Origin of the sequence: Rhizobium rhizogenes NBRC 13257, from assembly GCF_000696095.1 — a bacterium.
GTDB lineage: Bacteria > Pseudomonadota > Alphaproteobacteria > Rhizobiales > Rhizobiaceae > Rhizobium > Rhizobium rhizogenes.
The window spans coordinates 569,134-581,857 of sequence record NZ_BAYX01000001.1; the positions used below are offsets into that span (position 1 = coordinate 569,134).

The 12,724-nt window shown below is 59.7% G+C and carries 16 protein-coding genes; 7 read left to right on the plus strand and 9 right to left on the minus strand.

The window, feature by feature from the left end; translation table 11 throughout:
- The first annotated feature begins 21 nt into the window (after nt 1-21).
- The 3 genes from RRH01S_RS02770 (at nt 22) to RRH01S_RS02780 (ending at nt 1,781) form a co-directional block, all read left to right on the plus strand.
- Complete coding sequence (locus RRH01S_RS02770) at nt 22-594, plus strand: thermonuclease family protein (RefSeq protein ID WP_012651664.1); 573 nt, start codon at nt 22-24, stop codon at nt 592-594.
- A gap of 2 nt (nt 595-596) precedes the next feature.
- Complete coding sequence (locus RRH01S_RS02775; RefSeq protein ID WP_012651663.1) at nt 597-1,226, plus strand: uracil-DNA glycosylase family protein; 630 nt, start codon at nt 597-599, stop codon at nt 1,224-1,226.
- Nucleotides 1,227-1,292: 66 nt separating this feature from the next.
- Nucleotides 1,293-1,781, plus strand: coding sequence for an Lrp/AsnC family transcriptional regulator (locus tag RRH01S_RS02780; RefSeq protein WP_007696539.1), 489 nt, complete (start codon nt 1,293-1,295; stop codon nt 1,779-1,781).
- A gap of 44 nt (nt 1,782-1,825) precedes the next feature.
- Here RRH01S_RS02780 and RRH01S_RS02785 read toward each other — a convergent pair whose 3' ends face one another.
- Nucleotides 1,826-2,698 (minus strand): NAD(P)-dependent oxidoreductase, encoded by an 873-nt coding sequence (locus RRH01S_RS02785; protein ID WP_012651661.1) that lies wholly within the window; start codon nt 2,696-2,698, stop codon nt 1,826-1,828.
- A gap of 271 nt (nt 2,699-2,969) precedes the next feature.
- Between RRH01S_RS02785 and RRH01S_RS02790 the strand changes: the two genes are divergently transcribed.
- The 4 genes from RRH01S_RS02790 (at nt 2,970) to RRH01S_RS02805 (ending at nt 6,997) form a co-directional block, all read left to right on the plus strand.
- Nucleotides 2,970-3,938 carry an aliphatic sulfonate ABC transporter substrate-binding protein gene (locus tag RRH01S_RS02790; RefSeq protein ID WP_012651660.1) on the plus strand — a complete coding sequence of 323 codons (969 nt, stop codon included), beginning with the start codon at nt 2,970-2,972 and terminating at the stop codon, nt 3,936-3,938.
- Nucleotides 3,939-4,142: 204 nt separating this feature from the next.
- Nucleotides 4,143-5,318, plus strand: coding sequence for an FMNH2-dependent alkanesulfonate monooxygenase (gene ssuD / locus RRH01S_RS02795; protein ID WP_007696532.1), 1,176 nt, complete (start codon nt 4,143-4,145; stop codon nt 5,316-5,318).
- A 24-nt stretch (nt 5,319-5,342) separates the two neighbouring features.
- Nucleotides 5,343-6,179: an aliphatic sulfonate ABC transporter permease SsuC gene (gene ssuC, locus RRH01S_RS02800; protein ID WP_012651659.1), complete on the plus strand. Its 837-nt coding sequence runs from the start codon at nt 5,343-5,345 to the stop codon at nt 6,177-6,179.
- Between the two features lie 14 nt (nt 6,180-6,193).
- Nucleotides 6,194-6,997: an ABC transporter ATP-binding protein gene (locus tag RRH01S_RS02805; protein ID WP_034518052.1), complete on the plus strand. Its 804-nt coding sequence runs from the start codon at nt 6,194-6,196 to the stop codon at nt 6,995-6,997.
- On the opposite strand, the gene RRH01S_RS02810 is transcribed toward RRH01S_RS02805, so the two are convergent.
- The 8 genes from RRH01S_RS02810 to RRH01S_RS02845 form a co-directional block, all read right to left on the minus strand.
- Nucleotides 6,994-7,470, minus strand: coding sequence for an SRPBCC family protein (locus RRH01S_RS02810; protein WP_042469898.1), 477 nt, complete (start codon nt 7,468-7,470; stop codon nt 6,994-6,996). The two genes, RRH01S_RS02805 and RRH01S_RS02810, sit on opposite strands and share 4 nt — an antisense overlap.
- A complete protein-coding gene (locus RRH01S_RS02815) occupies nt 7,467-7,811 on the minus strand; it encodes an ArsR/SmtB family transcription factor (protein ID WP_012651656.1) in 345 nt (114 codons plus the stop codon). The genes RRH01S_RS02810 and RRH01S_RS02815 overlap by 4 nt, the downstream gene beginning before the upstream one ends.
- A complete protein-coding gene (locus RRH01S_RS02820; protein ID WP_012651655.1) occupies nt 7,804-8,496 on the minus strand; it encodes a glutathione S-transferase family protein in 693 nt (230 codons plus the stop codon). The genes RRH01S_RS02815 and RRH01S_RS02820 overlap by 8 nt, the downstream gene beginning before the upstream one ends.
- A 131-nt stretch (nt 8,497-8,627) precedes the next feature.
- Entirely contained in the window at nt 8,628-9,452 is an 825-nt protein-coding gene (locus tag RRH01S_RS02825; protein WP_042469900.1) for a class I SAM-dependent methyltransferase, read from the minus strand.
- Between the two features lie 97 nt (nt 9,453-9,549).
- Nucleotides 9,550-9,816, minus strand: a complete 267-nt coding sequence (locus RRH01S_RS02830; RefSeq protein WP_007696515.1) for an usg protein — start codon at nt 9,814-9,816, stop codon at nt 9,550-9,552.
- A 195-nt stretch (nt 9,817-10,011) separates the two neighbouring features.
- On the minus strand, nt 10,012-10,842 hold the full coding sequence (locus RRH01S_RS02835) for an ABC transporter permease (RefSeq protein ID WP_007696513.1): 831 nt from the start codon (nt 10,840-10,842) through the stop codon (nt 10,012-10,014).
- Nucleotides 10,839-11,642, minus strand: a complete 804-nt coding sequence (locus tag RRH01S_RS02840; protein WP_012651653.1) for an ABC transporter permease — start codon at nt 11,640-11,642, stop codon at nt 10,839-10,841. The genes RRH01S_RS02835 and RRH01S_RS02840 overlap by 4 nt, the downstream gene beginning before the upstream one ends.
- A gap of 114 nt (nt 11,643-11,756) precedes the next feature.
- On the minus strand, nt 11,757-12,539 hold the full coding sequence (locus tag RRH01S_RS02845; protein ID WP_012651652.1) for an ABC transporter substrate-binding protein: 783 nt from the start codon (nt 12,537-12,539) through the stop codon (nt 11,757-11,759).
- Nucleotides 12,540-12,724: the final 185 nt, after the last annotated feature.

The following is a 12,724-nucleotide window of genomic DNA, read 5'->3' on the forward strand; positions in this document are numbered from 1 at the left end:
GTTCGTGAAGGAGGCAAAAGCGTGACGCGATCTGGGCGCCTGTTTCGTGACGGCGTAACGACGTTCGCCCTGCTGGTGTTGCTCGGTTTGCTGGCGCTGAAGTTGAACAATCGTCCGGAACTGGTTCAAACCGGAAGGTTTTATGTCGTCGACGGCGATACGCTCGCTCAAGGCGGCCAGCGGTTTCGGCTGCGTGGCATCGATGCGCCGGAATATCGGCAGCAATGTCAGCGCAATAATGCAGGCTGGGCCTGCGGCGAAGAGGCGCGCAAGGCCCTTGATCGACTTATGAAGACGGGTGCGCCCGAATGCCGTGGTAGTGAAAAGGATCGCTACGGCCGGCTGCTGGTGATCTGCAAGGCTGGCGATATCGACATCAACGCCGCTATGGTCCGCAGTGGCATGGCTGTATCCTATGGCGGTTATGCCGCCGAGGAGGCTCAGGCGCGGCAAGCGGAGGCCGGGCTTTGGGCCGGCGATTTCGAACGGCCGCGCGACTATCGACGCGAGGAACAGATGGAACATGTTTCCGGCGGTGACCCGCTCGGCGGACTGGCCGATTACCTGCGAAAGCTGGTGGGATGGGGTCAATGACGATGCCGGGCGATGAGTTGCAGGCGTTGCGCGATGCAATCGCCCTCTGTCGTATCTGTCGCGACACGCCGATGCGCGGCGAGGCATATCGGTTGCCGCATGAGCCGAGGCCGGTGGCGGTGTTGTCGGAGACGGCACGCATCCTGATCGCCGGGCAGGCGCCGGGGCTGCGCGTCCATGAAAGTGGCCTGCCGTTCAATGACGCATCCGGCGACCGGTTGCGGCAATGGCTGGGCGTCGGCCGCGACAGCTTCTACAATCCCGATCGTTTCGCCATTGTCCCGATGGGCTTCTGTTTTCCGGGCTATGACACAGCCGGCAGCGACTTGCCGCCGCGCAAGGAATGCGCGCCGCTCTGGCGGCAGAGGACGCTGGAGGCGATGCCTCAGATCGAACTCGTTCTCGCCATCGGGCAATATGCACAAGCCTGGCACCTCGGCGCGGCGCGGATGGCGTCGATGACCGAAACTGTTTCGGAATGGCGGCGCTACCTTCTGACCAATCGGTCGCCGGCCATTCTGCCGCTGCCGCATCCAAGCTGGCGCAATAGCGGTTGGTTGAAGCGCAATCCCTGGTTCGAGGCGGAGTTGCTGCCGGTGTTACAAGAACGTGTGAAAATCCTCGTTTCTTGAAACAAGTTTCTTTTCTTTCGCCAAAAACGCGCTATAGAGAGAATATAATTCGAAAGGATAGCCGAAATGGATCGTCTCGACCGCAAAATCCTGCGCCTGCTGCAGGAAGATTCCACTCTGGCCGTGGCTGATCTTGCCAAGAAGGTCGGGCTGTCGACGACACCATGCTGGCGCCGTATTCAGAAGATGGAAGAGGATGGCGTCATTCGCCGTCGCGTCGCGCTGCTCGATCCGGAAAAGGTCAACACCAAGGTTACCGTTTTCGTCTCGATCCGCACCAACAGCCACTCGATCGAATGGCTGAAACGTTTTTCCGAAGTGATCGCCGACTTCCCGGAAGTGGTCGAATTCTATCGCATGAGCGGCGATGTCGACTATCTGCTACGCGTCGTCGTTCCGGATATCGCCGCCTATGACGCTTTCTACAAGCGCATGATCGCCAAGATCGAAATCCGTGACGTCTCCTCGGCCTTCGCGATGGAGCGGATCAAGTATTCGACGGAACTGCCGCTGGACTACATGCTGCTGGATACCGCGAAGTCGCAGGAGGACTAAGCGCCACATTTGCAATGGCGCTTAGTAAAGAGCGGCGGACTAAATTACTTCCTGTCCAGCCGCGCCAGCAGCGACGAAGTATCCCAGCGATTGCCGCCCATGGCCTGGACGTCGCCGTAGAATTGATCGACGAGTGCGGTTAGCGGAAGCTTGGCCTCATTGCGGCGGGCTTCCGCCAGCACGATGCTGAGATCCTTACGCATCCAGTCGACGGCGAAGCCGAAGTCGTATTTGTCGGCATTCATGGTCTTGTGGCGGTTTTCCATCTGCCAGGAGCCGGCCGCGCCCTTGGAGATGACGTCCACGACCTTTTCAATGTCGAGGCCGGCCTGCTTGCCGAAATGGATGCCTTCCGCAAGCCCCTGGACGATGCCGGCGATGCAGATCTGGTTGATCATCTTGGTGAGCTGGCCCGCGCCGACCGCGCCCATCAGGCCGACCATGCGGGCATAGGCGTCGATAACGGGCCTTGCCTTTTCGAATACGGCCTCGTCACCACCGCACATGACGGTCAGCACGCCATTCTCCGCGCCGGCTTGGCCGCCAGAGACGGGGGCATCGATGAACTCAACGCCTTTTTCCTTGGCCGCCGCATGGAGTTCGCGGGCGACTTCGGCGCTTGCCGTCGTGTTGTCGATCAGGATCGCACCGGCCTTCATGCCCGAGAGCACGCCGTCCTTGCCGATCGTTACCGAGCGCAGGTCGTCGTCATTGCCCACGCAGGTGAAGACGAAATCGGCGCCTTCGGCAGCCGCGGCGGGGGTGGAGGCATACTTGCCGTCATACTGCTTGGCCCAGGCTTCCGCCTTGGCGACGGTGCGGTTGTAGACGGTGACGTCGTGGCCACCCTTGGTCTTTAGATGCCCTGCCATGGGATAGCCCATGACGCCCATGCCGATGAAAGCGACCTTTGCCATTCGCGAAACTCCCTTACGAATTTTGACAAAAGGCTTAGCGGAAAGGCGAGGGGGACGGAAGACCGATTTGTCGGCGAACTTGTCTCGGTCTCATTCGTCTTGGAAGATAATTCCTTATATTCGTCATTTTTCGAAATCGAATTTCGCTACATCCGCGGAAATTCACAATATCAGATGTCGATATAATCCATGGATTTGCAATTCTTAGGGCATCAATAGCAATGCCGGTGGCAACGGGACGCGTCCCGGTCCGGTGGGAAAGGGACTTTTCATGATCTCGCGCAGACAGACACTCAGCCTTCTCGGCGCCACGGCCGCCACCCTGGCGCTGCCTTCCATACGGTCGGCGCGTGCTGCCGCTGCAACCACCTTTCGCATAGGCTGGCAGAAGAACGGTGTGCTGGCGCTGGCCAAACGCAAGGGCTCGCTGGAAAAGCTGCTTGCCGGTCGCGGCATTTCTGTCGAATGGTCCGAGTTCACATCCGGTCCGCCGCTGTTGGAAGCGCTGGGCGCCGGTGCGCTCGATTTCGGCGCGACAGGCGATGTGCCTCCGCTGTTCGCGCAGGCCGCCAACGGCAATCTGCTCTATGTGGGTCAGTACTCGGGAAGCCCGGAAGGTTCGGCCATCCTGGTGCGCAAGGATTCGCCGATCCAGACGCTTGCGGACCTCAAGGGCAAGAAGCTGGCCTTCAAACGCGGGTCGAGCGCTCACAATGTCGCCGTAAAGGCGCTGCGCAAGGGTGGCCTGACTGTCGACGACGTCCAGGCGCTTGATCTCGCGCCGCCGGATGCTTCCGCTGCTTTCAAGACCGGCGCGATCGACGCCTGGTCGATCTGGGATCCCTATCTCGCTATTGCGGAGGCCGATCCGGACACCCGCATCCTGACGACGGCGCGAGGCCTGCTCGATTCCTACAGTTATTTCCTGGGAAATGCAGATTTCACCAAGGACAATCCGCAGGTCATCGTGGATGTGCTCGAGGAGCTCGCCAAGGTCGGCACTGCGGCCCAGGCCAATCTTGACGATACTGTTGCAGCCCTTTCGGAGATCACCGGCGTGCCGGCCAATATTACGCGGGTGACACTGACGCGGCCTGATTTCAATCTTGGTGCCGTCTCGACCATCAACGACGCAGCCATTGCCTATCAGCAGGGGCTGGCGGATGCGTTTTACGACCTCGGGATCGTTCCGAAGAAGCTCACCATCACCGATATCGTCTGGCGGCCGAAAGCGAGCTGAGCGACGAAGGCTTACTCGTCCCAACTGATATGACCGCGCTCGAAAGATGACGGGCGCGGCTCGTATCGCGGAAAAATATTCCGCGAGATGGCCAGTAATAGAAAATCTGCATTGTCGATATAATCGGTAGTCTATGCCACTATCCCTTGGAAGCTCCGAGGGACATGCTCCCGATGACACGCGCCCAGAAGACAGGGAAACACTATGACCAAGACTGCCAAACCCATCGACTTCCTGTGGTTCATTCCGACCTCCGGCGACGGTACCTATCTGGGCTCGACCGATCTCAACCGCGGGCCGGAAATCGGCTATCTCACGCAGATCGCCCAGGCGGTCGACAGGCTCGGTTTTTCCGGCGTGCTGCTGCCGACGGGCGTCTCCTGTGAGGAGTCGTTCATCACGGCTGCCGCTTTGTCGGCGCACACTCAGAAGCTGAAGTTCCTGGTGGCCATCCGCCCCGGCACGGCATCGCCCGCCTATTATGCCCGTCTCGCCTCGACGCTCGATCGCGTTTCGAATGGTCGCGTGCTGCTCAATATCGTTGTCGGCGGTAGCCCGGCCGAATTGGCGGGTGACGGCATTCATCTCGAACATGACGAGCGCTATGCCCATGCCGACGAGTTCTTCACTGTCTGGGAAGAGCTTATGGAGAAGGGCTCCTCGACATTTAAGGGCAAGTATATCACGGCGACCAACGCAAGGCTTGGCCTGCCGCCGGTGCAGTCGCCGCGCCCGCCGCTTTATTTTGGTGGCTCGTCGGACGCCGGCATCGACTTCTCGGTTGGCCGCGTCGACAAGTATCTGACCTGGGGCGAGCCGCCGGCACAGGTGGCCGAGAAGGTCGAGAAGGTGCGCGCTGCCGCCGCCAAGAAGGGTCGCGAAGTCAGCTTCGGCATCCGCCTGCATTTCATCGTCCGCGAGACGGATGAAGAAGCATGGGCCGCCGCCGACCGGCTGATCTCCAAGCTCGATGACGAGACGATCCGCGAAGCGCAGGAACAGTTCGTCAACCAGTCCGACTCCGTTGGCCAGAAGCGCATGGCAGCTCTTCACGGCGGTCGTCGCGACAAGCTCGAAGTTTCGCCGAACCTCTGGGCTGGCGTTGGTCTCGTGCGCGCCGGTGCCGGCACGGCGCTCGTCGGTTCGCCGCAGACGGTGGCCGCAAGGCTCCGCGAATATCAGGATATCGGCATCGAAACGGTGATCGGCTCCGGCTATCCGCATTTGGAAGAGGCCTATCGTGTCGCGGAACTGCTGTTCCCCGAAATCGGACTCTCCCGCGAAGAGCAACGTGCCGGCTTCCGCAACGAATTCGGTGCAAAGCAGATCTTCGCCGGCGGTAGCCATGGCGGCAATCTGAAAGTCGTTTCCGGCTCTTAACGCGAACAATTCAGGGAGATTCTCATGTCGACATTCGACACGTCCTTCGTCCGCGTCACCGCGCAAAGCCGGGCTCGCCCGGCAAAGCAGGCGCGGCCGGTCATCTCCCTGGAGCGGTTTTTGCCTTTCCTGCTGCCGGCCGTCGTCATAGCGGCTTGGCAGCTTGGCTCGTCGGTTGGCTGGATCTCCACGCGCATCATGCCGTCGCCGGCCGCTGTCGTGCTTGCCTTCTGGCAGACGACGATCTCCGGGCAGCTGCCGCATAATATCCTCGTCAGCGCCGGTCGGGCCTTTGCCGGCCTGCTGGTTGGCGGCTCGATCGGCTTCCTGCTCGGCATCGCCAACGGCGTGTCGCGCCTGTCGGAAAAGCTGACGGATACGACGTTGCAGATGCTACGCACCATTCCGCATCTGGCCATGGTGCCGCTGGTCATTCTCTGGTTTGGGATCGGCGAGGAATCGAAGCTGTTCCTGACGGCCCTTGGTGTGCTCTTCCCGATCTATCTCAACACCTATCACGGCGTTCGCAATGTCGATCGTGGCCTCATCGAGATGGGCCGGGTCTATGGCATGAGCAACTGGACGCTGTTCAAGAAGGTAATTTTCCCCGGCGCCCTGCCGTCAATCCTCGTCGGCTTACGCTTTGCGCTCGGTATCATGTGGTTGACGCTGATCGTGGCGGAATCGATCGCCGCATCCTCGGGCATCGGCTACATGGCCAACAATGCCCGCGAGTTCGGCATGACCGATGTCGTGGTGTTGACGCTGGTGATCTACGCCGTGCTCGGCAAGCTCGCCGATGTCGTTGCCCGTGCGCTGGAGCGCAGGGCCTTGCGCTGGAACCCGGCCTATCAGAATTGAGTGAGGAAGCATCTATGACCGCCATCGCATTGGAACGCGTTCATCAGGGCTCCTCCGGGAGCGCTCCGTTGCAGACAGGTGCTGCCGCCATCCACATCAAGGGCCTGGAAAAGAGCTTTGACAATAATCGCGTGCTGCGTGGCATCGATCTCGATATTCCCGCCGGCCAGTTCGTCGCCGTCATCGGCAAGAGCGGTTGCGGCAAGAGCACGCTGCTACGCATCCTGATGGGGCTGGATGAGCCGACTTCGGGCCATCTGCGTTTCGAGACCACTGACGCGAATGACGCGGCACCGAATGCCCGCATCGTCTTTCAGGAGCCGCGATTGCTGCCCTGGCTCTCCGTTGCCGACAATGTCGCCGTCGGTCTCGGCGAGGGGCTGCCGCAGCAAGTGGTACGCTCCGAAACCGCGGCGGTGCTTTCCGAAGTGCAGCTGGCGGAGAAGGCCGGCGAATGGCCGTCGCGGCTTTCCGGCGGTCAGCGGCAGCGCGTGGCGCTTGCCCGCGCATTGGTGAGCAAACCCGGCGTCCTGGCGCTGGATGAGCCTCTGGGCGCGTTGGACGCGCTCACCCGCATCAGCATGCAGGAACTGCTGAACCGCGTCTGGCGCGAACTTGGCTTCACTGCTGTGCTCGTGACGCATGACGTCAGCGAGGCCGTGCATCTGGCCGATCGCGTCGTCGTGCTGGACGAGGGGCGGATCGTGCTCGATATCGCGGTTCCCCATCCGCACCCCCGCCGCCATGGCAATCCGGCGCTTGCCGAACTCGAGGGACAGTTGCTGGCTGCTATTCTCGGGGATGCCAAGGCAGGCTAATTTGGCCGGGTTTCGTCGCCTTCGACATAGAGGCGCAGATTGTCGAAGCCCATTTCCGTGCCCATCAGCCGCGAACCGTTGTCGCCATAGCAGTCGAGAAAAACCACCTGTTCGGTGAAGAGCATTCGCGTACCGGCTGATTCCGGTGCGAAGGCGACGGTGGCGAGCGACATGGAGATGCGCTTGTCGTCGAGCATCATGTCGAAAGCATAGATGATGCGCTCGTTAGGCACGATGTCGATATAGCGGGCCTGATAGGCGTGTACCACACCGTCCGTCGATGCAATGCGGTTGCTCTCGCTGCCGCCGGGGCGGAAATCGAGTTGATATTCCAGCGGTGTCCATTCCCCATGGCAGGAAAACCATTGGCGCTTGTTCTCGGCCACTGCCCAGGCGCCGAAGACGCGCGGTAGGGGTGCCTTGAAATGCCGCTCTATGGTAAGCGTCGTATGTTCCGTCGATCTTCCGGTCATTCTGTTATCGTCTCCGTGGACGTATCGGCCAGAAACTGATCCAGCCGGTCGAAGCTTCTGTTCCATCCCGCCTTGCGCTCTGTGATCCAGTGCTCGACCGATGCAAGCGCCTCCTTACGCAGATGGTAGGTCCGCACCCGGCCAGATTTTTCCGACAGCACCAGACCGCTGCTTTCCAGTACCTGCAGGTGTTTCATCACGGTCGGCAGCGCCATGGCGAATGGCTGTGCCAGTTCCGTCACCGAGGCGGGACCGTTGCCGAGACGGTCGATCATGCCGCGTCGGCTCTGATCCGACAGGGCCTGGAACATCCGGTCAAGTGCCAGGGGGTCCTCAAGCATGCGGGTGTTCCGGCCGGAACTGCGGCGGCAGCTTTTCATGATATGGATAGAAATGGAAATAGGGCATCGCCTCCTTGAGCACGCGGGCGAAGGACGGACGCTCGAGCAGGCGCTGGTAATATTGTTTGAGCCGGACATGCTGTTCGCCGAAGGGCACCAGCGTTTCGGCGTAGAACAGCGCCGGGGCTGCGGCGCAATCGGCCATCGTCAATGCGTCTCCGGCGATCCAGGTTTTTTCGCCCAGTTGCTGCTCGATCATGCCATAGGCGGTGCGCAACAGTGTTTGCGCCTGCTCGACGCTTTGAGGATCGTGTGCGCCTTCGGGACGACGCTTGTCGGTAACGATCGCCTGCATCGGCTCCTGGACATAAAGATCGAAGAAGCGATCCCAGAGGCGGACGCAGAGCGCATCCGTCGGATCGGGCGGCAGCAGGGGCGTTGGGCCGGGATAGTGTCGGTCGAGATATTCGATGATGATGCTGGTTTCCGGAACGGTGCTGTCGAGTGCCTCGTCGCGCAGGACTGGGAATTTCCCGATCGGCCACAGCCGGAGCAGGGAGGCGCGCGAATCCACGTTGCCGAGATCGATAATGCGGCTCTCGAACGGCGTACCGTTCTCGTAGAGTGCCATCAGGACCTTGTGACAGAAGGAGGCAAGGGGATGCTGATAGAGAATAAGGGACATGCGGAGACCTTTCCCACATCGTGGCGTCGTACTAAAACTTAACCGAATGGCTAAGTAACAGATCGGTGCTGATCGGGCAAGAAATAGTTATCCAATTGGATAACTATTCCGGATGTCCTGAGAAGAGCGTCTTATTCCGCGACGAGGCGCGCGATGATCAGATGGCCCGGCGTCGGCTGGCCGTCTTCCATGCGGACATTGATATCGGTGATCTCGACCAGCTCGAAGCCGGTCGCCTTGAGACGTTCCTGCACGTAGCTTTCGGCATGGGCGAAGCGTTGATGCGGGCCGACCATATAAGGGCGACCAGCAAGCGCGCTGTCCGACAAGGTCTCGGAGGAGAAGATGAAGAGACCACCCGGCGTCATGTTGTCGGCGGCGCCGAAGAACAGCGGTTCCAGCGCACCAAGATAGGGCAGGACGTCGGTGGCGGTGATCAGGTCGAAAGGTTCCTCGTCGTTATCGTCAAGGAAGTCCTCGACTTCGGCGACGAACAGCGTCTCGTAGAGGTCTTTTTCGTGGGCGACTTCGACCATGTTTTCGGAGATGTCGATGCCGGTGATGTCCTCGACGATATCGCGCAGCGTGCCGCCGGTCAGCCCTGTGCCGCAGCCGAGATCGAGCATGCGCTTGAATGGGCCGAGACCGAGGGCCTGCAGGCGCTGGCGCACGAAAACCGGAACGTGATAGCCGAGCTGCTCGACAAGTACGTCCTCGAAGACTTCTGCATGCTGGTTGAACAGGGTTTCGACATAGGCGTCGGGCGCCTTCACCGGCGTTTCGCCGCGGCCCATCGAGGCGATGCGTACAGCCGCGCCGCCATGGTCGTCGGGATCGATCGTCAGCACTTGCTGATAGGCCTTGACGGCGGCATCGATGTCGCCGGCCTTTTCCAACGCGAGCGCGCGGTTATAGGCTTCCGCCAGCGCGTCTTCGTCGATCTTCTTCTTAGCCATGGGACACCAGCCTTTCCGTTTGTCAGGCAGGCCTTAAGGCGCTTCAATGGCTTTTGCAAATAGTTTGGGGCTTTTGCAAATGGTTTGGCAGCCAGCGTTAGTGCAGGATGAACTCTCCCTTCAGCGCGCGCCATTCCGTCGCCGAGATCAGCTTGCGATGGACATAGCGCACCGAGTGCAGCGGTCCGTCCAGCTTTTCCTGCCAGAACTTCAGGAAGCCGCGCATCTCAGGAAAGTTGGGAGCGAGATCGTAGTCCTGCCAAATATAGGTCTGTAGAAATTGAGGATGATCGGGCAGGCGATAAAGGATCTGCGCCGTGGTCAACCCGTAGCCTTGCAACTGCTTTTGCATGTCGTCGTGCATGAGGTCTCTCTTTCTGTTTCCACTACCTTCCGTGACAGATGGTCACGGATAAATGGAAGCACTTCAAGCTAAACCTATGCTTTATAAAAGTGTCACGAAAGAAAATTTATTCACAGAAATCAATGTGATAGCAGCCCATCAGGATGAGTGCTGCCAAAAGGGCGGGTGGCACCGGAGGATGCCACCGCAATCGGATCAACGCTTCAGATGCCGCGTCAGATAGCCTTCCATGCGAGCCCAGCCATTGCGCATGACTTCGACGATCGAAAGATAGAAAATCGCCGCCCAGAGATAGGCTTGATAATCGTAGGTCTGCGAGAAGGCGTAGCGCGTCTCTCCCATCAGATCATAGACGGTGATGATCGAGACGGTCGCCGAGCTCTTGATCAGCAGGATGATCTCGTTGCCGTAAGGGCGCAGCGCCACGATCAAGGCTTGCGGCATGATGACCTTGTAGAAGGTCACAAGCTTGTGCAGGCCGAGCGATGCGGCCGCCTCGCTTTGGCCGCGATGGACGCTCTGGATGGCGCCACGCACGATTTCCGCCTGATAGGCTGCGGTGTTCAGCGTGATGGCAAACAGACCGCAATTGAAAGGATCGCGAAAGAACCACCAGAGACCGATATAGTCGAGGAAGCCGCGGGCCTGCGGAAAGCCGTAATAGACGATGAAAATCTGCGCCAGCAAAGGCGTGCCGCGAAAGAGATAGACGTAGCCATAGGTCAGGCTGTTGAGGATCTTGCTCTTCGACATTCGGGCGAGAGCGAGCGGAATCGAGAGTATCGCGCCGAGAATGAAGGAATATCCCACCAGGGTGACGGTGATCCAGAGACCGTGCAGGAAACGCGGGCCGAACTTGAAGAACTTTGCGTTATCCCAGTTGGTGATCATCATCGTGATCAAGGCGATGCCGAGCAGCGCCCAGATGAACAGGAATAAATAGCCGACAATGCGGGATTTGGAGATGCGCTTCATCGTCTCCGGCGGTGCCGGCTGCGCCGGGATCAAAGCTTCAGCATAGCTCATCGGCGAAACTCCGCACGCTTGGCCCAGCGATCGAGGTAGGACAAACCAGCTGAGGAGATGATGGCGAGTACCAGATAGAGGGAGCAGGCAACGGCATAGAAGAAGAACGGCTCCTTCGTCGAGCGCACGGCTAGGCCCGTCTGGCGAACGATATCGGCGAGCCCGATGATCGAAACATAGGATGTGTCCTTCAGCAGGTTCATCCAGAGGTTTCCGAGATTGGGGAGCGAAATGCGGATCAGCTGCGGCAGGATGATGAGACGCATCGTGCGGACGCGATGGAAACCGAGCGCGTCGCCCGCCTCATACTGACCCTTGGGGATAGCCCTGAAGGCCGATAGCAGCACTTCCGAGCAATAGGCTGAAAAGACGATCGAAAGGGCGATCATACCCGCAACGAAGGCGTTGATCTCGACCGGTCCCTCGTAGCCGACATATGCGAGCACCGTTTGCAGCAGGATCTGCATGCCGTAGTAGATGATGAAGAGGGTCAGAAGCTCCGGCAGGCCGCGGAAAATGGTGGTGAACACCCCGGCGGCTAGCCGCAGCGACCTTTCTTCGGATTGCTGCGCCAATGCGACCAGGAAGCCGACGATCAGGCCGAGGGGCAGTGTCAGGACCGCCACCGTTATGGTGACCCTGAGGCCGCCGGCGATCTCGTCGCCCCAACCGGTATCACCGCATGCAATGACGGTGTTCTGGCCGAACAGGGTGAAAAGCCCGACCGGGCCGCACAGCGGATCGAAAATATTACTCAGCCAAGCCCAAAGAGAGCCGAGCGCGGAAAACAATCCGCCCATACCATAATTCCCCTCACGGCTTGTGCCGTGTTACTCTTCTTTAGCCGTTGTCAAACAAAAACGGCGGAAGGGCAAGCTTCCGCCGTCATCTTTTCCCAAGGAATCGACAGGCGATCAGTCGCCGTAGACGTCGAAGTCGAAATACTTGTCCTGGATTTTCTTGTAGGTGCCGTCAGCGCGGATCGCGGTAATGGCCGCGTTGAACTTGTCCTTGAGCGCGGTGTCACCCTTGCGAAGGCCGATGCCCGCGCCGATACCGTTGATTTCCGGATCGATCTTCAGCGTGCCGAGGAGCTTGCAGCAGCTACCAGCGTCAGACTTGACCCATTCCGAGAGGACGACGACATCGTCGATGACCGCATCGATACGGCCGTTCGAGAGGTCGAGCTTGTATTCGTCCGGCGACGGATAGAGCTTGAGTTCAGCATCCTTCAGGTGCGCCGTGGCGTAGTTGGCGTGCGTGGTCGAGGACTGCGCGCCGATGCTCTTGCCCTTCAGGGCTTCATCGGTCGTGTCGGCGATGGTCGAATCCTTCGGCACGGCGATGGCCGGCGGCGTGTTGTAGTACTTGTTGGTGAAGTCGATGGCCTTTTCACGCTCCGGCGTGATCGACATGGACGAGACGATGGCGTCGAACTTCTTGGCCTGGAGCGCCGGGATGATGCCGTCGAAATCCTGGTTTACGAAAGTGCACTTGATTTTCATCTGATCGCAAAGCGCATTGGCTATATCGATGTCGAAGCCGACGATCTTGCCCGAAGCATCGAGCGATTCGTACGGCGGGTAGGTGGCGTCCGTGCCGATGACGATCGAATCGCCGTCCGCGAGCGCGGCGCCTGCGAAAAGCGACATCGCTGCAAGCGATGCAGCAGCGAAAAGACGGGTGGAGATGCGCATTTTGATCCTCTCTGTTGGCGACCGGCAGCTCTTTTTCTTCATTGGCGGCCGGCCAGAATGGAGCGGGCCAAGGACCCGCCTTGGTAAGATAATCGTACTTTTTTTCCGCAAATTGCAACTGGAATTACGAAGAGCTTTCGCACCGCACACTGTCTTCCAAGTGCTTTGCATGGCTTCACAAACTG